Source organism: Nocardioides sp. CF8 (genome assembly GCF_000389985.1).
GTDB classification, from domain to species: Bacteria; Actinomycetota; Actinomycetes; order Propionibacteriales; family Nocardioidaceae; genus Nocardioides; species Nocardioides allogilvus.
Genome location: NZ_CM001852.1, coordinates 1,409,794 through 1,431,129 on the forward strand (window position 1 = coordinate 1,409,794; position 21,336 = coordinate 1,431,129).

The window sequence follows — 21,336 nt, forward strand, 5'->3', positions numbered from 1 at the left end:
CCGCCCCCCTGCCGACACGGCGGCCGCCGTGCTTCTTCGACCCGCGCCACGGCATGTCCGTGGTGGACGTGCCCTACACCCCGCCCGGCGGCGCCCGGCGTGACGTCCCGGCCTGCCAGCTCGACGCCGAGCGGGTGCGGGTCGGTGCAGAGCCCGACATCCGCAAGGTGATGGTCGGCTCGCGGCGGGTGCCCTACTGGCAGGGCGGTCGCGCCTACCAGCCCTACGCCCAGGGCTACTTCGGCGGCTTCGGCCCGATGGACTGGATGTTCATGGGCATGCTCTTCGGCGGTGGCTTCGACGGCCTCGGCGAAGGCATCGGCGCGTTGGGCGAGGGCCTCGGCGACATGTTCGGGAGCATCGGCGACGGCATCGGCGGGATGTTCGACGGGTTCGACTTCTAGTCGGTCCTCCCGATTGGCGCATCGCTGCGTGCTGACACACTGACCCGGTGAGCGCGACGCAGCTGAACGTGACCCGGCTGGGGGAGCAGGGCCCCCAGATCGCCTTCTGCCACGGCCTCTTCGGGCAGGGCAAGAACTGGACGCAGATCGCCAAGGCGTTCGCCGCGGACCACCGGGTGCTGCTGATCGACATGCCCAACCACGGTCGGTCGGCGTGGACCGAGGAGTTCTCGTACGCCGACATGGCCGACACCGTCGCCACGCTCTTCTCCGCCGACGACCCGGTGACGCTGGTCGGCCACTCCATGGGCGGCAAGATCGTGATGACCCTGGCGCTGCGCCACCCCGAGCTCGTCGAGAAGCTCGTCGTGGTGGACGTCTCGCCCGTCGCCTACGACGCCGGGCGGCGTGAGTTCGCCGGCTACATCGAGGAGATGCGGGCACTCGACCTGGGCTCGCTCTCGAGCCGGGCTGATGCCGACGCGGCGTTGCGCGGCGCCGTACCCAACACGACGGTGCGCTCCTTCCTCCTGCAGAACCTGCGCCGGGACGGTGACTCCTGGCAGTGGCAGCTGAACCTGGAGCTGCTCGGCGACGAGCTCGGCGCGCTCGGTGACTGGCCGACTGTCGAGGGGGTCTTCGACAAGCCCGTGCTGTGGATCGGGGGAGCCAACTCGCCCTACGTCCTCGACGACTACGCCCCGGCGATGGAAGGGCTGTTCCCGCGCGTGCGCCGGGTGACGATCAAGGGCGCGGGGCACTGGGTGCACTCCGAGCAGCCCGAGGTGTTCGTCGAGGTGCTGAAGCGGTTCGTGCCGGCCTGAGTCAGGCCTTCTGCCGAGCGCGGTAGGCCGCGACGGCCTCGCGGTTTCCGCACGCCGTCGAGCAGTAGCGACGCGAGCGGTTGCGCGACAGGTCGACCACGAGACCGTTGCAGTCGTCGGCAGCGCAGAGGTCGAGCCGGTTGTGCTCGTCGGCGCGGATCACGTCTATCATCGCCATGGCGGTCTCGACCATCACCCGCTGGGCGAGCGGGGCCTCGTCGTCGATGGCGTGGATGTGCCAGTCGAGTCGGTCGTGGCGCACCAGTCGGGGCACGGCCCGGGCGTCGGCGAGGATGGCGTTGACCAGCTCCACGGAGCGTGCGCGGTCGGCGGTGAGGAGCTCGCGCAGGGCGTCGCGGATCGCGCGGACGGCCTCCAGCTCGCCCTCGTCCTGCTGGTGCCCGCCGGAGTACTCGTGCTCGGCATAGAACTCCGACAGCGCCTCGACGGTCGTCAGGGTGTCCGGCTCCAGGGCCGTGTTGGCGAGGGCGACGGCGGACTGGAGAGCCGCCGCGGTGTCATGAGTGAAAGCCACATTGACACCTTACCAATGTCGGACTAGCGTCATGACCCATGGCGACCATGACTCATGACAGGCTGGTGGCGGGCCGCTCCGGCACGACCACCGGACTGGCTTTCGCGGTCGCGTCGGCCGTCTCGTTCGGGCTCTCCGGTGCGCTGGCCCGCGGGTTGCTCGACGCCGGCTGGACGGCCGGCGCCGCGGTGTCGGCCCGCATCGCCATCGCCGCGCTGGTGCTCGTCGTGCCGGGCGCCCTCGCGCTGCGCGGCCGCTGGCACCTGGTGCGTGACAGCCGCCTGACCGTGCTGACCTACGGCATCGCCGCGGTCGCGGGCGCGCAGCTGTGCTACTTCTACGCCGTCAGCTACATGCAGGTCGGGGTGGCGCTGCTCATCGAGTACACCGCACCGGTTGCGGTGGTCATGTGGCTGTGGCTGCGCCACGGCAGCCGTCCCACCCGGCTCACCGTCGTCGGGGCGGTCATCGCCGCCCTGGGGCTGGTCCTCGTGCTCGACGTCGTCTCGGGTGCCGACCTCAGCACCACCGGAGTGCTCTGGGCGCTCGGTGCGATGGTCGGCGCGGCGACGTACTTCGTCATCGGCGCCGACACCGAGAACGGGCTGCCGCCGATCAGCCTCGCCGCCGCCGGACTGGTGGTCGGGGGAGTCGTGCTGCTCGCGGCCGGCTGGCTCGGAGTGCTGCCCATGCGGGCCACGACGGCGGACGTCGTCTACGACTCGCGCGTGGTCGTGTGGTGGGTGCCGGTGCTCGCGCTCGGCCTGGTGACCGCCGCCTTCGCCTATGTCACCGGCATCGCGGCCGGCCGTCGCCTGGGCTCGCGCCTGTCGTCCTTCGTGGCACTGCTCGAGGTGTTGATGGCGCTGGTCTTCGCCTGGGTGCTGCTCGGCGAGCTGCCGCGCACGGTGCAGATGCTCGGCGGCGTGCTGGTGCTGGCCGGCGTCGTCGTGGTCAAGCTCGGCGAGGGCACCAGTGCTCTCGCGGTCGAGCCGCTCCCGGAGGAGCAGGACCTCAGCGAGCGTCCTGCCTCTTGAGCAGCACCTCTCGGTGCAGCAGCAGCAGGGCGGCGGCGACGGGTACGGCGAGGAGCGCGCCGACGATGCCCATGAGCGAGCCGCCGACGAGTGCCGCGATCACCGTGACGGAGCCCGGGATGTCGACCGAGCGCTTCATGATCCGCGGATAGATGAAGTAGGACTCCACCTGCTGGTAGGCGACGTAGTAGATCGCCGAGATGATCGCCACCGTCGGTGAGACGGTGAGCGCCAGCAGGGTGATGATGATGCCGGAGACGACGGCACCCACGACAGGGATGAGCGACAGCAGCGCGACGATGAAGGCGAGCGCGAAGCTGTAGTCGCGCAGGCCGACGACGAACGTGAAGATGAGCGTGCTGACACCGGCGCACACCGCGACGAGGAAGGCCCCGGCGACGTAGGAGCCGGTGGAGCGGATGATCTGGTCGCCCAGGTCGCTGACGCGGGCCCGGCGCGAGGCGGGCGCGAGGTTGTAGGCGGCGTGCTTGATGCTCGGCAGCGAGGCCAGGAAGTAGACCATCAGCACGACCACGATGAACGCGTTGGCGAGCGCCGACAGCACGGCCAGGCCGACGCCCAGGGCGCCACCGAAGACCCGCTGGCCGAAGTCGCCCTCGGTGACGTAGTCCTGCAGCTTGTCGATGACCGCGAAGCGCTCGTCGAGCTGCTGGACGCGCTGGTTGCGCTGGAGGTCCTGCAACCAGCCGGGCGCGTTCTCGGTGATCTGGGCGATCTGCTCGCTGATCACCGGCGCCACGGCGATGACGAAGAGCGCGATCACGCTGATGACGACGGCCAGCACGATCAGCACGGAGATGCCGCGGCGCACACCGCGCTTCATGAACCACTCGACGGTGGGGTTGAGGCCGATCGCCAGGAACATCGCCATCACGAGCAGGATCAGAACGGACGAGATGCTGAGCAGCTGCTGGCTCAAGAACACCGCGATGATCGCGCCGAGGGCCCCGAAGAAGCCGATGTTGAAGGGAGAGTGGCGCAGCAGCGAGGGCGTCTCGGGTGCGGGCACGGCCGGGGGATCGGCGTACGCCGCTGTGCTGGCGCCGTCGACGACCAGGTCGGTCGCGTCGTCGATGCGCTCGGCGACGGCCACCGAGGTCTCCGCGGAGTCACGGGCGTCCTCGGCGGCCAGGTCTGCACGGTCGGCGGAGGCCTCCGCGCGGTCAGCCTGGTCGGCGGCCTGGTCGACCGCGTCCTCGACGTAGTCCTGGAGGGAGTCGAGACCCGGTGTCGGTCGTGGGGTGTCCTTGCCGGGGGTGACCGCCCGGAGGCGGTCGAGCCAGGTCAGGACTCGTCCTCGGCGAAGCCGGACACCACGTCGCGCAGCGCACCGAGCTGGGCGGAGACCGCGTCGCGGCGCTTGGTCATCCGCTCGACCTCGGCCTGGACGGCGGCGAGCTCGCGCTCGGCGTCGGCCGCGCCGCTGGACGCGATCGAGTCGGCCTGCGTCGTCGCGGAGGCGACGATCTGCTCGGCCTCGCGGCGGGCCCGGGTGAGCAGGCCCTCCGCCTCGCTCTGGGCCTGCTGGCGGTGGGCGTTGGCCTGCGTGGTCGCCTCGCGGGCGCGCTGCTCGGCCGCGTTGGCACGCTGCTCGGCCTCCTGGACCAGTCGCTGCGTCTCGGAGGTGGCGTTGGTGTGGTGGTCGGTGGCCTCGCGGGCGAGGCGCTCCTTCTCCACGGCCAGCGTGCGCCGGGCCTCCTGCACCTCGCGGTCGGCGGCGGCACGGGCCTGCTCGGCCTCGCGCTTGGCCGTCGTGAGCAGCTCGTTGGTCTCCTGCTGGGCGGCCAGGCGCACCTGGTCGGCCTCGCGCTTGGCGGCGGCCAGGAGGTCGGAGGCCTCGCCCTTGGCCAGGGTGCGCTCCTGCTCGGCGTCGGCGGTGAGCCGGCTGCGCATCTCGTCGAGCTCCTTGAGCTGGACCAGGCGCATGTCGTCGGCCTCGCGCGCTGCTTCGGCGCGCACGGCCTTGGCGTCGCGGTTGGCCTGGAGGCGGATCTCCTCGGCGTCGCGGGCGGCGGCAGTGCGGACGTCGGCGGCCTCCTCCTCGGCGAGCTTGAGCATCGAGGTCGCCCGACCGCCCAGGCCGGCGTAGGAGGGGGACTTGTTCTCGGCCAGCTCGGCGCGCAGGCTCTCCAGCTCCGACTCGAGCTGCAGCACGCGCTGCTCGGAGGCGCTCAGGCTGCTGCTCAGGCCGGACTTCTCGGCGGCGAGCTGCGCGAGGCGCTGGTCGACGGCGGGCTTGTCGTAGCCGCCACGGCGAACGACGGGCAGGGCTGCTCCGGCGGCTGCACCCGACGGCGACGAGGTCGCGGTCGTGGTCGGCGCCGGGGTCGAGGTCGAGGGGCGGGCGGACCCCTGGGCCAGCGACTCGCCGAGTGTCTGGGTGGAGGTCCTGGTCGGCGCGGTGCGCGCGGGCGCCGGGGGCTTCTTCGCCGAGACGCTGGGCGCCGTGGTGGCGGGCTGGGGTGCGGACTTCGAGACCGTGGGCATCACCTGGGTGGCCGTGTCATCCACCGAGGCGCCCTTCTGGGGCGCGCCCTTGGCTGCGGTCGGGGACGACACCTCGGCGTCGAGGTCGGTGTCGGGCTCCGGCTCCTCGTCGAAGATGGACAGGCCCTGATCGCTGCTCATGGTGGAGCACCCACTCTCTACGTCTCTGTGTCGTGCTTGTGTCGTGGCCGATGGCCTTCGCACCAGTCTGTCTGACCAGCGCGGACAAACACACCCCGGCTCGCGGACGAATCGCGTGCCGGGGTGTGAATGCTGTGTGTCCGGACTGGATCAGACCCCGCGGAAGCGGTTGATCGCGTCGATGTGCTTGGCCCGCATCTCCGGGTTGCGCACGCCGAGGCCCTCCTCGGGCGCGAGGCAGAGCACGCCGACCTTGCCCTGGTGGGCGTTCTTGTGGACGTCGAGCGAGGCCTGGCCGACCTCGTCGAGCGAGTAGGTCTTCGACAGGGTCGGGTGGATCTTGCCCTGCGCGATGAGGCGGTTGGCCTCCCACGACTCGCGGTAGTTGGCGAAGTGCGAGGAGATGATGCGCTTGAGGTTCATCCACAGGTAGCGGTTGTCGTACTCGTGCATGTAGCCCGAGGTCGACGCGCAGGTGGTGATGACGCCGCCCTTGCGGGTGACGAACACCGAGGCGCCGAAGGTCTCGCGGCCCGGGTGCTCGAAGACGATGTCGATGTCCTCGCCGCCGGTGAGCTCGCGGATCTTGGCGCCGAAGCGCTTCCACTCCTTGGGGTCCTGCTTGGTGTTCTCGTCGTTCCAGAACTTGTAGCCCTCTTCGGAGCGGTTGATGATCAGCTCCGCGCCCATGCTGCGGGCGATGGCGGCCTTCTCCTCGTTGGACACGACACAGATCGGGTTGGCGCCACCGTTGAGGGCGTACTGCGTCGCGAAGCCGCCGAGGCCGCCGGACGCGCCCCAGATCAGGACGTTGTCGCCCTGCTTCATGTCGCCGCCGTTCTTGGAGACGAGCTGGCGGTACGCCGTGGAGTTGACCAGGCCGGGAGCGGCGGCCTCCTCCCAGGTGAGGTGCGCGGGCTTGGGCATCAGCTGGTTGGACTTGACCAGGGCGATGTGCGCGAGGCCACCGAAGTTGGTCTCGAAGCCCCAGATGCGCTGCTCGGGGTCGAGCATCGTGTCGTTGTGGCCGTCGGGGCCCTCGAGCTCGACGGACAGGCAGTGCGCGACGACCTCGTCGCCGGGCTTCCAGGAGTTGACGCCCAGGCCGGTCTTGAGCACGACGCCGGCCAGGTCCGAGCCCACGATGTGGTGGTCGAGGTCGTGGCGCTTGGTCAGCTCGGAGAGGCGGCCGTAGCGCTCGAGGAAGCCGAAGGTGGAGACGGGCTCGAAGATCGAGGTCCACACGGTGTTGTAGTTGATGGCGGAGGCCATCACCGCGACGTAGGCCTCGCCCGGGCCGAGCTCGGGCAGCGCGACGTCACCGATGTGCAGCGACTTGCGCGGGTCCTTCTCCTTGGTGGTCATGCCCTCGAACATGTCCACGTCCTCCTTCTTCACGAAGGCGGCGCGGTAGTGGTCGGGGAGCTCGAGGTTCGCGAAGTCGTCGGACGTCGCGTTGCCACTCTGGATGGCGTCGAGGATGTTCTGCACGTATGTCTCCTGGTGAGGCAGTTGTGGCCAAGATCGAGGGTCAAGGTACCCGTGAGTAACCGGGTGTGGGGCGGGTTGTGACGTACTTCCCAACCGGCCCGTCGTAGGTCAGTGTGCTGCGGCCGGCTGCACCAGCTCGACGAGCACTCCGCCGGCGTCCTTCGGGTGGATGAAGTTGATGCGGCTGTCGGACGTGCCGCGCTTGGGTGCGTCGTACAACAGTCGCACGCCGCGCTCGCGCAGGATCGTCGAGACCGCCTCCACATCGGTGACGCGGTAGGCCAGCTGCTGCATGCCCGGGCCGGAGCGGTCGATGAACTTGGCGATCGTCGACTCCGCGTTGAGCGGGGCCAGGAGCTGGATGTGCGAGCCCGAGTCGCCGACGGCGAGCATCGCCTCGCGCACCCCCTGCTCCTCGTTGGTCTCCTCGTGCGCGACGTGGAGCCCGAACGTGTCGCGGTAGTAGGCGATGGCCTCGTCCAGGTCGGGGACGGCGATCCCCACGTGGTCGATGGCCGTGAACAGGTGCTGGGGGATCTCGACGGAGGCTGTCATGGGGACATCGTCCATCAGCGTGTCTCGTCAATCACCTCTCCGGGCGCACAGTGAGACACCGGCGGTATCGTCAGGAGCAGACGTCAACCCTGATTCTCCTGGAGGCAGCACTCATGTCCACATCTGTCATCGTCGCGGGCGCCCGCACCCCGATCGGCCGCCTCCTGGGCGGTCTCAAGGACCAGTCCGCTGCCGACCTCGGCGGCGTCGCCATCGCCGGCGCCCTGGAGAAGGCCGGCGTCACGGGCGACCAGGTCGACTACGTCATCATGGGCCAGGTCATCCAGGCCGGTGCCGGCCAGATCGCCGCCCGCCAGGCCGCGGTCAAGGGCGGCGTCCCGATGAACGTGCCTGCCATCACCATCAACAAGGTGTGCCTGTCGGGCATCAACGCCATCGCGCTGGCGGACCAGATGATCCGCGCCGGCGAGCACGACATCGTCGTCGCCGGCGGCATGGAGTCGATGACCCTGGCCCCGCACCTGCTGCCGAAGAGCCGTGACGGCTTCAAGTACGGCGACACCAAGCTGGTCGACTCCATGGCCTACGACGCGCTCTACGACCAGTTCACCGACCAGGCGATGATCAACCTCACCGACAGCCACAACGTCGCCGGCGCCAAGCTCACGCGCGAGGAGCAGGACGCCTTCTCCGCCCAGTCGCACCAGCGTGCCGCGCTCGCGCAGAAGAACGGCCTGTTCGACGACGAGATCGTCCCCGTGACCATCAAGTCCCGCAAGGGCGACATCACGGTCAGCCAGGACGAGGGCGTGCGTGGCGACACCACCGTCGAGTCGCTCGCCGGTCTCCGCCCGGTCTCGAAGGACGGCACCATCACCGCCGGCTCCGCCTCGCAGATCTCCGACGGTGCCTGCGCCGTCGTCGTGATGAGCAAGGCCAAGGCCGAGGAGCTCGGGCTCACCTGGCTCGCCGAGATCGGCGCCTCCGGCCAGGTCGCCGGCCCCGACTCCACGCTCCAGCTCCAGCCGGCCAACGCGATCGCGAAGGCCGCCGAGAAGGAGGGCATCGCCGTCTCCGACATCGACCTCTTCGAGCTCAACGAGGCGTTCGCGGCCGTCGGCATCGAGTCGGGTCGCCAGCTCGGCGTCTCCGACGACAAGATCAACGTCAACGGCGGCGCGATCGCGCTCGGCCACCCGGTCGGCATGTCCGGCGCCCGCATCGTGCTGCACCTGGCCCACGAGCTCAAGCGTCGTGGCGGCGGCGTCGGTGCGGCCGCCCTGTGCGGTGGCGGCGGTCAGGGCGACGCCCTGATCATCCGGGTCCCGCAGGCCTGATCCGTCCCCGAGGTGAGCGCACGCTCCACCACGAGCTCCACGGGAGGGGGCCGACGCCGCGCAGCGGTGTCGGTCCCCGATCTCGTCTCCCGCGCACGCGCCGGTGACGCCCGTGCCGTGGCCCGGCTGATCTCGCTCGTCGAGGACGAGTCGCCGCTGCTGCGCGAGGTGATGGCGTCGCTGGCGCCGCATGCCGGGCAGGCCCAGGTCGTCGGCATCACCGGCTCGCCCGGGGTGGGCAAGTCCACCTCCACCAACGCGCTCGTCACGGAGCTGCGCAAGGCCGGCAAGCGCGTCGGCGTGCTCGCCGTCGACCCGTCGTCGCCGTTCTCCGGCGGCGCCCTGCTCGGCGACCGCGTGCGCATGCAGGAGCACGCGCTCGACAGTGACGTCTTCATCCGCTCGATGGCCTCGCGCGGCCACCTCGGCGGGCTCGCCTGGACGACCCCGCAGGCGCTGCGTGTGCTGGATGCAGCGGGCTGCGACGTGATCCTGGTCGAGACCGTCGGCGTCGGCCAGAGCGAGGTCGAGATCGCCGGCCTCGCGGACACCACGCTCGTGCTGCTGGCTCCGGGCATGGGCGACGGCATCCAGGCCGCGAAGGCCGGGATCCTCGAGATCGGCGACCTCTACGTCGTCAACAAGGCCGACCGCGACGGCGCCGACCAGGTGCGTCGCGACCTGCGCTCCATGCTCGCGCTCGCCGAACGCCGCGAGGGAGCCTGGAAGCCGCCGATCGTCAAGACGGTCGCCGCCAAGGGCGAGGGCCTCGACGAGGTGGCCGCCGAGATCGACCGGCACTTCGCCTGGCTCGCGGACAGTGGCGAGCTCGCCCGTCGCCGTACGCGCCGCGCACGCGACGAGATCGAGGCGATCGCGGTGACCGCGTTGCGAGCCCGCTGGGGTGACGTGCACGGGCGCTCCGAGCTCGACGAGCTCGCTGCGGCGGTCGGCGCGGGGGAGTCGGACCCCTACGCCGCCGCCGACACGCTGCTCGCCGCCTTCGAGTCCTAGCGCGGGCGCGCCTGCGCGATCCGGGGACCGGGTGCTGGTAGACATGGGGCCGTCCTGTGCACTGCTTCTCGAGGAGTACCCGATGAACGTCAAGAAGCTCGCCATCGTGCTGGTCGTGGTCTTCCTCGGCTTCTGGATGTTCACCGACCCTAATGGGCTGGCCGAGGCTGCCAAGTCGGGGGCGGACCAGGCGTGGGTCCTCACCCAGCAGCTCTTCACGGCGATCATCGACTTCGTCGGCGCCCTGTCGTGAGGTCGTGACTCGGGACATGGGCTGCTGACGTGAGGGGCATCTTCGACCCCAACATCCGCCGGCACCTCCTCCGTGAGGAGGGCGAGGTGATCGTCGACGAGGTCCGCCACCACGGCATCGTCTACCTCCAGCCGATCGCGGAGGCCGTCGTGGCGCTCGCGCTCGTGGTCGCGGTCCCGTTCGTCGACCTCGACCTGGCGTGGTTGCCCTTCGCGCTGGCGCTCGCCATCCTCGCGCACGCGACCTGGCGTGCGCTGAGCGAGCACATGGACCGCTTCGTGATCACCAACATGCGGGTCTTCCGCGTGCACGGCGTGCTCTCGCAGCAGCTCGCCACCATGCCGTTGTCGCGGATCCTCGACATCACGGTGAAGAAGCCGCTGCACGGTCGGCTGCTGGGCTTCGGGCACTTCGTCTTCGAGTCCGCCGCGCAGGAGCAGGGGCTGCGCGACATCCGGTTCGTGGGCCGCCCCGACGACCGCGACCTCGCCATCCAGCGCGTCGTGCAGCGGTCCGGCCTGCGCGGGCCGCGCGTCTCCAACTGAGGGCCCCGCGGTGGACGAGCGGCTCGTCGAGCTGGTCCTGAGGGCGGTGGACCTGATCCCGCCGGGTCGGGTGGCGACGTACGGCGATCTCGGCCGGATCGTCGGCATCGGTCCGCGGCAGGTCGGAGCCGTCATGAGCCGGTACGGCGACGGCGTGACGTGGTGGCGAGTGACCAACGCCAGTGGGGGATTCGCGCCGGACCTGCTCGAGCGCGCCCGTCCGCACTGGCTCGAGGAGGGCATCCTCGTCAGGACGAGCGGTGGTGGCTGCCGGATCGAGGAGCACCGCGCGGACCTCGAGCGGCTCGCGGCCGACTGGCGTGACGCGGTGGCCGACCTCGCGCCACCGGAGGAGTGAGCAGGACCACTCCGCCTGAAGGTGCACGATGGTGCAAAGTTGCCTTACAGTGCAGGTATGACCATCGACCTCGCCTCCTGCGGGCTGCGCGCCATGAAGAAGGAGCGCACTCGTCAGGCCCTGAGCCAGGCGGCGGTCGCGATCGTCGCGACGGATGGCATCGACGCCCTGACGGCTGATCGGATCGCGGCGGAGGCAGGCGTCTCGCGCCGGACGCTGTTCAACTACTTCGCCCGGGTCGAGGACGTCCTCACCGCCTCGATCGAGCAGGTCACCCAGGACACCGTGGCCGCGTTCCTCGCCCGACCTGCCGTCGAGCCGCTGCGCGAGTCGGTCGTCGCTGTACTGGCCGGCCTGCTCGACGACCCGGTCTTCGCCCAGGCCTTCGTGCTCGAGCGGGCAGCGGAGTCGTCGCCGGCGACCCGCCGGTTCCTCCGCGAGTTCTCCGACTCCCAGATCGACGCCTTCGAGGTCGGCCTGCGACAACGCCTCGGGGCGGACGCCGACCCGGTCTACGTCGCCGCTCTGGCCGCGTCCGCAGGCGCCATCCTCACCCGGATGACACGCCTGATCGTGGCCGAGACCCCCGACGCCGACCCCAACGACGCCTCACTCGCCCGCCGCCACCACGACGCGATCCGGCGGGCCTTCGACCTTCTCTTCACCGGTTTCGACGAAGCCGCACTCTCGGAAAGCGACAGCTGACATGGCCTCCCTCCTCTACCGACTCGGCCTCGGCGCTGCCCGGCGCCCGATCGCGATCGTCATCGCGTGGCTGCTGGTCCTCGCCGCGGTCACCGCCGCGATGGTGTCGTTCCAGCGGCCGCTGACCAACGAGTTCGAGCTGCCCGACAGCGAGTTCGCGGCGGTGCTCGACGAGCTCGGCGAGCAGATCCCGGAGGTCGCCGGCGGCACCGGCACGGTCGTGCTGCACAGCGAGGACGGGTTCACCCCGGCCCAGCGCAGGGTGATCGACGAGACCATGGCGCAGTGGCGCACGCTGCCGCACGTGACCGGGACGGTCGACCCCTTCGAGACGCAGCGCCAGCTCGACCAGAGCTCGGCCGACCTGGCCGAGGGCGAGCAGAAGCTGATCGACGGCCGCAAGAAGTACGAGAAGGGCGCCCGCAAGCTCTCCCGGCTCAGGTGGCTGGTCGGCGAGGGCGAGCGCGACATCGCGCGCCTGCAGCGCACCGACCCCGACAACGCGACCCTGCCCTACCGCATCTCCGGCCAGGCCGAGCTCGACGCCATGCTCGCCGACGGTGAGCGCAAGCTCGACCGGGCTCGCACCCGGCTCGAGCGGGGACAGGACAAGTACACCGACGGCGCCACCCTGCGGGGCTTGGGCGACGGAGTCCGGATGGTCAGCGAGGACGGCACCACGGCGCTGGTGCAGGTCCGCTTCGACGAGAGCATGCAGCAGATCTCGCCCGACGACCTCGCGCTCGTCCCGCAGGCGGGAGAGCAGCTCGAGGACGCGGGGGTGGAGGTCGACTACGGCCAGGAGCTCGTCTTCGTCACCCAGGTCGGCGGCATCGGCGAGATCATCGGCGTCGCTGTGGCGGCCGTCGTGCTGCTGGTGATGCTGGGATCGTTCGTGATGGCCGGCCTGCCGCTGGCGATCGCCTTCGCCGGCGTCGGCGCCAGCCTGATGGGCGCGATGGCGCTCACGCACTGGCTCGACATCCAGCAGATGGCGCCCGTGCTCGGAGCCATGCTCGGTCTCGCGGTCGGCATCGACTACGCGCTCTTCATCGTCAACCGGCACCGCCGACAGCTGGCCGACGTCGTCCGCGGCGGAGCCGTCACCACGCGCGAGGAGATCCGGCACAGCATCGCGCTCGCGACCGGCACGGCTGGTACGGCGGTGGTCGTCGCCGGAGCGACGGTCATCATCGCCCTGGCGGCCCTCCTGGTGTCCGGCATCCCGACGCTGATCCAGATGGGCCTGCTCGCCGCGGCGACCGTGACCGTGACGGTCCTGGTCGCGCTGACCCTGACGCCGGCGCTGCTGTCCTTGGCGGGGCGCCGCGCCGTACCCCGCAAGGCCGTGGCGTCCACGGCGCCGCACCGTGACGGCTGGCCCGAGAAGTGGGTGGGTGTCGTGACCCGCCGTGCACCCGCAGCGATCGTGGCCGTGGTGATCGTCATGGGCGCGCTCGCCGTACCTGCCCTGTCGCTGCGGCTCGGCCTGCCCGACGGCGGCTCGGAGAGCCGCGACTCGACGGCCTTCCAGGCCTACGAGCGGGTCGCGGACGCGTTCGGCACGGGCGCCAACGGCCCGATCCTGGTCTCGGCGACGCTCGAGACGCCGATCGCTGCCGGTGAGCTCGTCGGCACCGAGGCACGCATCGGCGAGGAGATCGCGGCCGTCGAGGGTGTGCGCGACGTGCTGCCGATCGGCGTCAGCGAGGACCGGCGCACGGTCGCCTTCCAGGTCGTCTCCGAAGAAGGACCGTCGGCCGAGCGGACCGTCGCGCTGGTCGACGCGCTGCGCGGACCGGTGACGGAGTCGTTGGCAGGCGAGGGCGTCGACCTCGGCGTGACCGGCCAGGCGGTCGCCAACATCGAGGTCTCCGAGCGGCTCGCCGGAGCACTTCCGCTCTACATCGCGCTCGTGATCGGGCTCTCGCTGGTGCTGCTCACGATCGTCTTCCGGTCCGTGCTGGTGCCGATCCTGGCGACCGCTGGCTTCCTGCTGTCGGTGGTGGCGAGCTTCGGTGTCATCGTCGCGGTCTACCAGTGGGGCTGGCTGGGTGGCGTCTTCGACGTGCACAACCCCGGCGCGGTCTTCAGCTTCATGCCGACGCTGCTGATCGGCATCCTGTTCGGGTTGGCGATGGACTACCAGATGTTCCTGGTCTCCGGCATGCGCGAGTCCTACGTGCACGGCCAGACCGCGGGTCAGGCCGTGCGCAACGGGTTCGCGTCCGGTGCCCGTGTCGTCGCGGCGGCCGCGCTGATCATGGTCGCGGTGTTCTCCGGCTTCGTCTTCTCGCACATGACGATGGCCCGTCCCATCGGGCTGGGTCTCGCGGTCGGCGTGCTGCTCGACGCGTTCCTGATCCGGATGACGCTCACGCCTGCGGTGATGTCGCTGCTGGGCGACAAGATCTGGTGGATGCCGGTGTGGCTCGACCGCCTGCTGCCGCACCTCGACGTCGAGGGCTCGGCCCTGGTCGACAAGCAGCGTCCGCCGCGTCGCTCGGCGTCGCGGGAGGACGTGCTCGTCTAGCCTGCCTCCCATGGTCACCTCGGACGACGTCCGGCGCATCCTCGACCCGCTGCCGCGCAGCTACGAGGTCGAGGTGCGCGGGCGCTGGAAGTTCCGGGTCGGCCAGATCGTGTACGTCGCCTTCTCGGCCGACGAGGAGGCGATGGGCTTCGGCTACCCGAAGGCTGCGCGCGACGGGCTGGTCGCGTCGGCTCCGGAGACGTTCTTCCTGCCGCCGACCTCCGACCTGCGGTTCCAGTGGGTCTGTGCCCGGCTGGGACCGCTGGGTCTCGACGAGATGCGGGAGCTGGTGCTCGACGCCTGGCGCATGTGCACGCCGAAGATGCTGCACGACCTGCCGGAGCTCCCGGCGCCGGCGATGGCGGCCTGGTCCTTCATCGACGAGTCCGACTGGGCCTGGCTGTCACCGCTGCTGCACCCCGACGTGCACTGGCAGGACCGGTCGGTGGTGCTGCGCGGACGGCTCGACGTGCTGTCCCACCTGCGTCAGGTGCCGACCCCGAGGCCGCCGACGTCGGTCGAGGTGAGGGACGGACAGGTCCTGCGCTGGACGCGCTAGTGCCTCACGCCTGGTCGTCCTCGGTCAGCCGCTCGACGCGGATGGGATCGGCGAGCTCCTTGTGGTGGCTGCGGACGGCCGCGAACGTCCAGAGCTTGTTGAGCACGAACGACAGTGGGGTCACCACCGCGATCACGATCAGCTGGGCCCAGTAGAGGCGGGTCCGGAAGCCCGTCGAGTCGTCGAAGACGTCCGTCGGCAGGCTGAGCGGCGAGTGCGGGTGCAGGAGGGCCGTGAGCAGGGCCAGGCCGATGGCCTGCCCGGCGAGACCGACTGCGAGGAAGGGGAGGTACTCCCTGATCCAGGGGGAGTGGCCGGCGCTGCGGAAGGTCCAGCTGCGGTTGAGCTGGAAGTTCCAGAGGTTCGCGACGAAGAAGGCGACCGTCGAGTAGACGTGGTACCAGCGGAGGTTGAACTCGCCGAGCGGCAGCGCGAAGACCGCCTCGTCGAAGCCGGGGCCCAGCTTCTTGACCAGGATCAGGGTGACGAGGTTGACCAGGACGCCGGAGGCGCCGACGACGCCGAATCGACCGAGCAGCACGACGTTGTGCCGGTGGCGGGCGAGGAGGTCGGTGGCAGGCACGCGGCGAGGCTACCGGCGCCTCGACGTCGGGGGCGCATTCGCCCCGGCTGGGGCTGACACGGAACAATGGGGGCCATGACGCAGCAGCCGTTCTCCCGTCCCGGTGCGATTGACCTCTCGGCGCTCAAGCGCCCCGCCCAACCGCCCGCGGGCTCGCCCGCCCCGGCGTCGGGTGCGCCTGCCTCCGGTGCCGGCCACTCGGCGTACTCCGTCGACGTCACGGAGGCCAACTTCCAGCAGGTCATCGAGTCCTCGATGGCCGCGCCGGTCCTGCTGGTGTTCTTCTCGCGCACGCAGATGCCCGAGAGCGGCAACCTGGCCGACGACATGGTCGCGGTCTCGGGCGAGTTCGAGGGGCGCTACCTCGTGGGCCTCGTCGACATCGACGCCGTGCCGCAGATCGCGCAGGCGATGCAGATCCAGTCGATCCCGCTCGTGGTGGCGGTGGTCGACGGGCGACCGATGCCGTTGTTCCAGGACATCGTGCCGATCGAGGAGCTGCGCACCGCGCTGACCCAGGTCGGGCAGCAGCTCACGACCCAGGGCATCACCGGGCGTCACCAGCCGCGCGGCGTCGAGCCGGTCGAGGGCGAGGAGCCCGAGGTCGACCCGAGGTATGCCGCAGCGCAGGACGCGCTGGGGGAGGGCGACATCGATCGCGCAGTCGCGGAGTACCAGAAGCTCGTCGACGCCAACCCGGCCGACTCGGAGGCCGTCGCGGGACTGGCGATGGCGAAGGTCCTGCAGCGGACCCAGGGCGCAGACCTCAACGCCGCGCGCGCAGCTGCCCCTGCCGCTCCCGACGACGTCGAGGCGCAGACGCTGGTGGCCGACCTCGACCTCCTCGGCGGCCATGTCGAGGACGCCTTCACCCGCCTCATCAACCTGGTCGCGCGTACGGCGGACGCCGACCGCGCCAAGGCACGAGACCACCTCCTGGCGCTCTTCGCGGCCGTCGGCAACGACGACGAGCGGGTGCTGGCCGGGCGGCGGGACCTCGCGTCAGCGCTGTTCTGACCGCCTAGTGCCAGGTGACGGTGTCGGCGAGCGCGGCGCGCGAGGTCCGGAAACCGTTGACCGGGTGGTCGCGGTCGGCGTAGCCGAACGAGATGCCCACGACCACGCGACGATTGTCGGGGATGTCGAAGTGCTCGCGCAGGAACGGTGAGTACGACGCGAGTGCGGCCTGGGGCGCGGCGGCGAGCCCGAGGCTCTGGGCGCCGAGCAGGAACGTGTTGACGTAGAGGCCGCAGTCGACCGCGCCGTACACCCCGAGGTCGTCCTCCGTGGTGATGATGGCGACGTGCGGGGCGTCGAAGAGCTCGAAGTTGCGCAGTCCCTGGCGGAGGCTCGCGTCGGCGTCGCCCTTGACGATGCCGACGCTGTCGTACAGCTGGAATCCGCACTCGCGCCGACGGGCGCGGTGCTCGCCGGTGTAGGCAGCGGGGAAGTCGAAGTCCGGTGCAGGGGGCTGGCTGGCCACGTGCTCGAGCAGCCCCTTGCGGAAGCGGTGCGTGCCCTCGCCGCTGGTCACGATCACCTGCCACGGCTGGGTGTTGCACCACGACGGTGTCCGCTGCCCCAGGGCCAGCAGGCGCTCGATGGTCTCCCGCGGCACCTCGTCAGCGAGGAACTGGCGGCAGGTCCACCGCTCGTCGAGCAGGCGCGCCAGCGTCGCGTACGGGTCCTGGGGGTCAGACATGGATGCTCCTTGGGGCGGTCTTGTTTCGAGACTGGGGGCCGGGTCTCACCGGCCAGGCATCGAGCTGACTGTCAGGAGAGGTCGCCGACGAGCACCGGGCGGGCTGCTCCGCCGAGTGTGCGCGCGGCCCTCGGCAGGCCGGCGGTGTCCGCCGGGACCACCCGGAGGTTGCTCCACGTCAGGTCCCGACCGCGTCGCGTGATCGTCGCGGAACCTGCCGAGCGCACGTTGCGCACCCAGTCCGACTCGGGGCCGTAGAACAGCACCACCGCGAAGGTCGAGCCGGACCGGAAGCCCACGACCGGGGTGCGGTAGGTCTGCCCGGACTTGCGGCCGACGTGCGTGATGACCGCCCATGGCGCGAGGTGCGGTGCGTACGTCGACTGGATCGGGTTGGTCACGCGCTTGTTGAACCGTGCCAGTGCTCGAGGGGCCTTCATGGGACCACCCTAGTTTCGAGCGCCATGATTGCGTTCGCCCGGAGCGAACGGCGGCAAATCGCTCCGGTTGGGCCTTCCCTCGGTGTTCGAACGGGCGTACGATTGCTTCAGCACATGGTCCACAGCGGACCAGATCAGCGGGTGAGCAAGCTGCGGCTCATCCCATCGTGGAACTGCTGGTCGAACCCACCACCCGGAAAAGGCGCCCCGGACCCCAGTCACACGACTGCGGGTTGGTTCCAGCCGATGGAGGGGGTGCGCGATGACGACCGACGAGCAATGGCGTGCGCCGGGTGCCCCGGTCCCGCCATCGCCGGTGCTGACCGCCGTGCTGGAGCGGTTGGACGCGGCGTACGACGACTTGTCCGGGCTCCCCGTCACGACCCTGTCCGATGCCGACCTCACACGGTTGCTCGACGTCGCGACCCGGCTCGTCGACCGCTCGACCGGTGCCGTCACCGCTGCGGTCGGGGAGGCTGATCACCGCCGACTGGGTGACGTGATCGGGGCCCGGCACACCGGGCAGTGGTGGGCGGGGCGTTCGCTGCTCACGCGTCCCGAGGTCAACCGGTTGACCCACCTGGGGCGACGACTGTCCGAGGAGCTGCATGCCCCGGTGCAGGCCGCGCTGGCGGGTGGTGGGGTGCATGTCGACCAGGCGTGGGTGATCGTCAAGGCCGTCGATGCCATCCCGTCGGCGCACCAGCACGTGAAGCCGCGGGCCGTCGAGCACCTCCTGGTGCTCGCCAAGGACCACGACGCCAAGGCGCTCAAGGTCCTCGGGCGCCGGATCCTCGACACCGTCGCCCCCGAGGTCGGCGAGGCCGCCGAGGCCAAGGCGCTGGCCGACGAGGAAGCCGCCGCCGCGCGCAAGGTCTCCCTCACGCTGCGCGAGAACCCCGACGGCACCACCACCGGGAAGTTCACCCTGCCCACCGCCGGCGCCGCGGAGATGCTCCGCAAACAGCTCATGGCGATCACCGGACAGGCGCCCCGCGACGAGCGGCCGCTCCACGAACGCCTCGGGTGGGCGTTCATCGAGTGGATCGAGCGATACGCCGCCGACCGCCTCCCCACCAGCGGCGGCGTGTCCGCCACTGTCGTGGTCACGATGGGTCTCGGGACGCTGATGGGCGGACTCGCGGCGGCGTCGCTCGACACCGGTGGCCGGCTCAGCGCCGGCCAGGCCCGACGGCTCGCGTGCGAGGCCGGGATCATCCCCGCCGTCCTCGGCGGGACCTCCGAGGTCCTCGATCTCGGCCGCACCCGCCGGTTCCACACCAGGGCGCAACGCGTCGCGATCGCCCAGCGCGACGGCGGCTGCACCGCCGAGGGCTGCGACCTGCCGCCCGCCGCGTGTCACGTGCACCACGACCAACCCTGGTCCCAGGGTGGCCCCACCGACACGACCACCGGCCGGCTGCTGTGCCACCGACACCACCGCGTGATCCACGACGAGCGTTACGGGACCACCCACCTGCCCAACGGCAACGTCAGCTTCCACCGGCGGACGTAGGCCGACTGAGGACGACGTACTGCGTCCGATTGTTGGAGGACTCGAACTCGCCGACCGGCCGGAAACCGAGGGATGCGACAGTTCGAAGAGCGCGTGCATTGAAGGACGCGACGGTGACCCGAAATGCCTGTGGGTGGAACTTCTCGGTTCCGAACGCCAGGCCGGTCTGGATCGCGGCCTGTCCGAATCCCTGCCCGATGAGCGACGGCCGCAGGCCCCCGCCGGTGTCCAGCGCGTCGTCGTCGTAGGCCCATCCGGGGACCTGTCCGTCGGCGCCGAACGAGCGAAACCCGATGAGTTCGTCCGCCATGAGGACCGCGTTGAACCCGGCCACAGGGTCGAGCAGTCCCGCGGGCGTCGCGCCAGTCATGTCATAGCAGTGGTACGGCGACGAGTACTGCCACGTGCAGATGTCCTGGGCGTGGGCCATGTTCAGGGGTGCGATCCGCATGGCCGGACGTCGATCGGGCGACGGGGCCCAGTCGGTGGTCGTCATGCGCCTCATCCTCGCGCGCCGCGCGGTAGCGCGCCACCGACATCGAGCGGGCCGCGCCAGTCGGCGAGGATGAATGGGTGACGAATCAGCTGACCGATGTCGAGATTGCTCTCGTGGCCGCCGAAGCTGGCGCGCGGGTGGTGCGAGCTGCCTACGGGACCGGCCTGACCAGGCACGCCAAGTCGGGGCTCGACTTCGCGACCGACGCGGACCTCGACGCCGAACGCGCGATCTTCGAGGCGATCGCGGCTGCTCGCCCCGAGGACGTTCGGGTCGGCGAGGAGAGCGGTGAGGTGAGGGGCGTGGGTGGCGGCTCGGGCTCTCGCCGCTGGCTCGTGGACCCACTCTGCGGGACGTTGAACTTCGCCGCGCAGACCCCGCTGGTCGCCGTCAATGTCGCCCTGGTCGACGGGGCGGACGCGGTGGTCAGCGTGTCCGCTGATCCGATCACCGGCGAGACGTTCTGGGCAGACAAGCAGGGAGCGTTCGTACGCCGCGACGGAGCCGACGAGCCACTCCTCCCGTCGTCGCGATCACACTCGTCGACGTCAACTGCGACGGCCCGCTGGATCGACCCTTCCTGGGCCCGCAGCTGCTCGCAGACGCAGCCTTCCGGGCGTCGTTCGGTCCCCGGGTGACGTCCACGACGCTGGCAGTCGCCTGGGTGGCCGCGGGTCGCCGGGCGGCGTACATCAGTGACGGCACGTTCGTGGACAACGTGCACTTCGCGGCGGGGATCGGGGTGTGCCGCGCAGCCGGGTGCGTGGTCTCCGACTTGGCGGGCGATGCGCTGAACACACGTCGCGGGCTCATCGTTGCTGCTGATCGCGATGTCCACGACCAGCTCGTCGCGGTCATCGGCCCACACCTGGCGGCGCTGGACGACCAGGGGTGATTCACCGGAAGAAGGTGAACCACCGCTGCCCGGGCAGCAAGGCGACGCTGGGCTCAGCGAGCGGACAGTGCCTGCACGACGGCCGTCACTGCGGGGGAGTCGACCATCGACGCACGGTGCAGGACGGTGATCTCGCGGGTGGGCGCCGGCCGGTGGGCCGCGACGGCGACGACGTCGTCGCCCAGCGGGGCGCGACCGAGCCGCGGGATCAGCGCGATGCCCAACCCCGCGCCGACGAGAGCGAGGTGGGAGTCGAACTCCATGGCGACGTGCGCGATCCGGGGCGCACGCCCGGTGCCGTCGTACATCCGCATCAGCCACTGCCGGCAGATGCTGCCCTCGGGTGTCGCCACCCAGGGCTCGTCGACGAGGTCGCGCGGCGAGACCCGGGTGCGGCCGGCGAGCCGGTGACCCCGCGGCACGATGACGTCGGCGACATCGCGAGCGATCGTGACACCGACGAGGTGCTCGGGGACGTGCAGCGGCACGTCGCCCCAGCTGTGCACGATGCCGAGGTCCTGCTGGCCGGAGGCGACGAGGTCGATGGTGTCCCAGGGCTCGCGCTCGGTCAGGGTCAGCGCGAGGTCGGGGTGCTCGTCCAGGAGGGCACGGACGACCGGCGCCACGAGGCCGCGCATGGCAGTGGAGAACGCAGCGATCCGCAGCCGCCCGGCGACCCGGCCGGCGTCGCGGTGCAGCCCGGACTCGAGCTGCTCCAGGTCGGTGAGCAGGCGTGATCCGTCGGTGACGAGCCGCCGACCGTGCTCGGTGAGCATCACGCCGCGGCCCACGCGCTCGAGCAGTGCCACGCCGGCCTGCTTCTCCAGGCGCTTGACCTGCTGGGAGATGGCGCTCGGCGTGTAGCCCAGCGCCTCCGCCGCGCCGACCACCGAACCGTGGGTGTCGACGGCGCGCAGGCTGGTCAGGGCGGCGAGATCGATCAT

24 protein-coding genes and 1 pseudogene are annotated in these 21,336 nt (G+C 70.7%); 15 read left to right on the plus strand and 10 right to left on the minus strand.

Features of this window, described 5'->3' with window-relative positions:
• A pseudogene (locus tag CF8_RS22985) lies at window positions 1-404 on the plus strand (hypothetical protein); the annotation flags it as partial.
• A 47-nt stretch (window positions 405-451) separates the two neighbouring features.
• Window positions 452-1,228 (plus strand): alpha/beta fold hydrolase, encoded by a 777-nt coding sequence (locus CF8_RS06960; RefSeq protein WP_010832420.1) that lies wholly within the window; start codon window positions 452-454, stop codon window positions 1,226-1,228.
• 1 nt (window position 1,229) lies between these two features.
• Here CF8_RS06960 and CF8_RS06965 read toward each other — a convergent pair whose 3' ends face one another.
• Entirely contained in the window at window positions 1,230-1,763 is a 534-nt protein-coding gene (locus CF8_RS06965; protein WP_010832421.1) for a CGNR zinc finger domain-containing protein, read from the minus strand.
• Between the two features lie 38 nt (window positions 1,764-1,801).
• Here CF8_RS06965 and CF8_RS06970 point away from each other — a divergent pair, with 38 nt between their 5' ends.
• Window positions 1,802-2,800, plus strand: a complete 999-nt coding sequence (locus tag CF8_RS06970) for an EamA family transporter (RefSeq protein ID WP_010832422.1) — start codon at window positions 1,802-1,804, stop codon at window positions 2,798-2,800.
• Here CF8_RS06970 and CF8_RS06975 read toward each other — a convergent pair.
• The 4 genes from CF8_RS06975 to mce all read right to left on the minus strand — a co-directional run bounded on the left by CF8_RS06975 (window position 2,778) and on the right by mce (window position 7,495).
• Window positions 2,778-3,914, minus strand: coding sequence for an AI-2E family transporter (locus tag CF8_RS06975; protein ID WP_010832423.1), 1,137 nt, complete (start codon window positions 3,912-3,914; stop codon window positions 2,778-2,780). The genes CF8_RS06970 and CF8_RS06975 overlap by 23 nt on opposite strands.
• Window positions 3,915-4,105: 191 nt before the next feature.
• Window positions 4,106-5,449, minus strand: coding sequence for a hypothetical protein (locus CF8_RS06980; protein WP_010832424.1), 1,344 nt, complete (start codon window positions 5,447-5,449; stop codon window positions 4,106-4,108).
• A 150-nt stretch (window positions 5,450-5,599) separates the two neighbouring features.
• Window positions 5,600-6,940, minus strand: coding sequence for a crotonyl-CoA carboxylase/reductase (gene ccrA, locus CF8_RS06985; protein WP_010832425.1), 1,341 nt, complete (start codon window positions 6,938-6,940; stop codon window positions 5,600-5,602).
• A gap of 108 nt (window positions 6,941-7,048) precedes the next feature.
• Window positions 7,049-7,495: a methylmalonyl-CoA epimerase gene (gene mce, locus CF8_RS06990; protein WP_036492422.1), complete on the minus strand. Its 447-nt coding sequence runs from the start codon at window positions 7,493-7,495 to the stop codon at window positions 7,049-7,051.
• A 113-nt stretch (window positions 7,496-7,608) separates the two neighbouring features.
• On the opposite strand from mce, the gene CF8_RS06995 reads away from it, so the two are divergent.
• From CF8_RS06995 to CF8_RS22990, 8 genes are all read left to right on the plus strand, one after another.
• A complete protein-coding gene (locus CF8_RS06995; protein WP_010832427.1) occupies window positions 7,609-8,793 on the plus strand; it encodes an acetyl-CoA C-acetyltransferase in 1,185 nt (394 codons plus the stop codon).
• A 12-nt stretch (window positions 8,794-8,805) separates the two neighbouring features.
• Window positions 8,806-9,807 carry a methylmalonyl Co-A mutase-associated GTPase MeaB gene (gene meaB / locus CF8_RS07000; protein WP_408635545.1) on the plus strand — a complete coding sequence of 334 codons (1,002 nt, stop codon included), beginning with the start codon at window positions 8,806-8,808 and terminating at the stop codon, window positions 9,805-9,807.
• A gap of 82 nt (window positions 9,808-9,889) precedes the next feature.
• The gene (locus CF8_RS21910; protein ID WP_156887169.1) at window positions 9,890-10,060 is read left to right on the plus strand and encodes a hypothetical protein; all 171 of its coding nucleotides are present in this window, start codon (window positions 9,890-9,892) and stop codon (window positions 10,058-10,060) included.
• 29 nt (window positions 10,061-10,089) lie between these two features.
• Window positions 10,090-10,605, plus strand: a complete 516-nt coding sequence (locus CF8_RS07005; RefSeq protein WP_010832429.1) for a PH domain-containing protein — start codon at window positions 10,090-10,092, stop codon at window positions 10,603-10,605.
• Between the two features lie 10 nt (window positions 10,606-10,615).
• On the plus strand, window positions 10,616-10,963 hold the full coding sequence (locus CF8_RS07010; RefSeq protein ID WP_010832430.1) for an MGMT family protein: 348 nt from the start codon (window positions 10,616-10,618) through the stop codon (window positions 10,961-10,963).
• Between the two features lie 57 nt (window positions 10,964-11,020).
• Window positions 11,021-11,668: a TetR/AcrR family transcriptional regulator gene (locus tag CF8_RS20785; RefSeq protein ID WP_010832431.1), complete on the plus strand. Its 648-nt coding sequence runs from the start codon at window positions 11,021-11,023 to the stop codon at window positions 11,666-11,668.
• 1 nt (window position 11,669) lies between these two features.
• A complete protein-coding gene (locus tag CF8_RS07020; RefSeq protein WP_010832432.1) occupies window positions 11,670-14,201 on the plus strand; it encodes an MMPL family transporter in 2,532 nt (843 codons plus the stop codon).
• Between the two features lie 10 nt (window positions 14,202-14,211).
• Entirely contained in the window at window positions 14,212-14,760 is a 549-nt protein-coding gene (locus tag CF8_RS22990) for an MmcQ/YjbR family DNA-binding protein (protein ID WP_010832433.1), read from the plus strand.
• 4 nt (window positions 14,761-14,764) lie between these two features.
• Here CF8_RS22990 and CF8_RS07030 read toward each other — a convergent pair whose 3' ends face one another.
• Window positions 14,765-15,343, minus strand: coding sequence for a GtrA family protein (locus tag CF8_RS07030; protein ID WP_010832434.1), 579 nt, complete (start codon window positions 15,341-15,343; stop codon window positions 14,765-14,767).
• Window positions 15,344-15,418: 75 nt separating this feature from the next.
• On the opposite strand from CF8_RS07030, the gene CF8_RS07035 reads away from it, so the two are divergent.
• The gene (locus CF8_RS07035; protein ID WP_010832435.1) at window positions 15,419-16,360 is read left to right on the plus strand and encodes a co-chaperone YbbN; all 942 of its coding nucleotides are present in this window, start codon (window positions 15,419-15,421) and stop codon (window positions 16,358-16,360) included.
• 4 nt (window positions 16,361-16,364) lie between these two features.
• On the opposite strand, the gene CF8_RS07040 is transcribed toward CF8_RS07035, so the two are convergent.
• Together CF8_RS07040 and CF8_RS07045 are read right to left on the minus strand one after the other, a co-directional pair.
• Complete coding sequence (locus CF8_RS07040; RefSeq protein ID WP_010832436.1) at window positions 16,365-17,045, minus strand: nitroreductase; 681 nt, start codon at window positions 17,043-17,045, stop codon at window positions 16,365-16,367.
• A gap of 71 nt (window positions 17,046-17,116) precedes the next feature.
• Window positions 17,117-17,485, minus strand: coding sequence for a nitroreductase family deazaflavin-dependent oxidoreductase (locus CF8_RS07045; RefSeq protein WP_010832437.1), 369 nt, complete (start codon window positions 17,483-17,485; stop codon window positions 17,117-17,119).
• Window positions 17,486-17,747: 262 nt separating this feature from the next.
• Here CF8_RS07045 and CF8_RS20790 point away from each other — a divergent pair, with 262 nt between their 5' ends.
• Window positions 17,748-19,001: an HNH endonuclease signature motif containing protein gene (locus CF8_RS20790; RefSeq protein WP_051204143.1), complete on the plus strand. Its 1,254-nt coding sequence runs from the start codon at window positions 17,748-17,750 to the stop codon at window positions 18,999-19,001.
• Here CF8_RS20790 and CF8_RS20795 read toward each other — a convergent pair.
• Window positions 18,979-19,497, minus strand: coding sequence for a GNAT family N-acetyltransferase (locus CF8_RS20795; RefSeq protein WP_051204144.1), 519 nt, complete (start codon window positions 19,495-19,497; stop codon window positions 18,979-18,981). The genes CF8_RS20790 and CF8_RS20795 overlap by 23 nt on opposite strands.
• A 77-nt stretch (window positions 19,498-19,574) precedes the next feature.
• On the opposite strand from CF8_RS20795, the gene CF8_RS23435 reads away from it, so the two are divergent.
• Both CF8_RS23435 and CF8_RS23440 read left to right on the plus strand, forming a co-directional pair.
• Window positions 19,575-20,135 carry an inositol monophosphatase family protein gene (locus CF8_RS23435; RefSeq protein WP_198016960.1) on the plus strand — a complete coding sequence of 187 codons (561 nt, stop codon included), beginning with the start codon at window positions 19,575-19,577 and terminating at the stop codon, window positions 20,133-20,135.
• Window positions 20,132-20,392 (plus strand): inositol monophosphatase family protein, encoded by a 261-nt coding sequence (locus tag CF8_RS23440; protein ID WP_010832441.1) that lies wholly within the window; start codon window positions 20,132-20,134, stop codon window positions 20,390-20,392. Before CF8_RS23435 ends, CF8_RS23440 begins: the two co-directional genes overlap by 4 nt.
• Before the next feature lie 53 nt (window positions 20,393-20,445).
• Here CF8_RS23440 and CF8_RS07065 read toward each other — a convergent pair whose 3' ends face one another.
• The gene (locus CF8_RS07065; protein WP_010832442.1) at window positions 20,446-21,336 is read right to left on the minus strand and encodes a LysR family transcriptional regulator; all 891 of its coding nucleotides are present in this window, start codon (window positions 21,334-21,336) and stop codon (window positions 20,446-20,448) included.

What these genes read in the sequence shown, in the direction of transcription:
- CF8_RS06970 (WP_010832422.1), top strand. Translation starts at nt 1,802, where the DNA reads ATGGCGACCATGACTCATGACAGGCTGGTGGCGGGCCGCTCCGGCACG.
- CF8_RS06980 (WP_010832424.1), bottom strand. Translation starts at nt 5,449, where the DNA reads ATGAGCAGCGATCAGGGCCTGTCCATCTTCGACGAGGAGCCGGAGCCC.
- mce (WP_036492422.1), bottom strand. Translation starts at nt 7,495, where the DNA reads ATGACAGCCTCCGTCGAGATCCCCCAGCACCTGTTCACGGCCATCGAC.
- CF8_RS06995 (WP_010832427.1), top strand. Translation starts at nt 7,609, where the DNA reads ATGTCCACATCTGTCATCGTCGCGGGCGCCCGCACCCCGATCGGCCGC.
- CF8_RS21910 (WP_156887169.1), top strand. Translation starts at nt 9,890, where the DNA reads ATGAACGTCAAGAAGCTCGCCATCGTGCTGGTCGTGGTCTTCCTCGGC.
- CF8_RS20785 (WP_010832431.1), top strand. Translation starts at nt 11,021, where the DNA reads ATGACCATCGACCTCGCCTCCTGCGGGCTGCGCGCCATGAAGAAGGAG.
- CF8_RS07020 (WP_010832432.1), top strand. Translation starts at nt 11,670, where the DNA reads ATGGCCTCCCTCCTCTACCGACTCGGCCTCGGCGCTGCCCGGCGCCCG.
- CF8_RS22990 (WP_010832433.1), top strand. Translation starts at nt 14,212, where the DNA reads ATGGTCACCTCGGACGACGTCCGGCGCATCCTCGACCCGCTGCCGCGC.
- CF8_RS07035 (WP_010832435.1), top strand. Translation starts at nt 15,419, where the DNA reads ATGACGCAGCAGCCGTTCTCCCGTCCCGGTGCGATTGACCTCTCGGCG.
- CF8_RS07040 (WP_010832436.1), bottom strand. Translation starts at nt 17,045, where the DNA reads ATGTCTGACCCCCAGGACCCGTACGCGACGCTGGCGCGCCTGCTCGAC.
- CF8_RS07045 (WP_010832437.1), bottom strand. Translation starts at nt 17,485, where the DNA reads ATGAAGGCCCCTCGAGCACTGGCACGGTTCAACAAGCGCGTGACCAAC.
- CF8_RS20790 (WP_051204143.1), top strand. Translation starts at nt 17,748, where the DNA reads ATGACGACCGACGAGCAATGGCGTGCGCCGGGTGCCCCGGTCCCGCCA.
- CF8_RS20795 (WP_051204144.1), bottom strand. Translation starts at nt 19,497, where the DNA reads ATGACGACCACCGACTGGGCCCCGTCGCCCGATCGACGTCCGGCCATG.
- CF8_RS07065 (WP_010832442.1), bottom strand. Translation starts at nt 21,336, where the DNA reads ATGATCGATCTCGCCGCCCTGACCAGCCTGCGCGCCGTCGACACCCAC.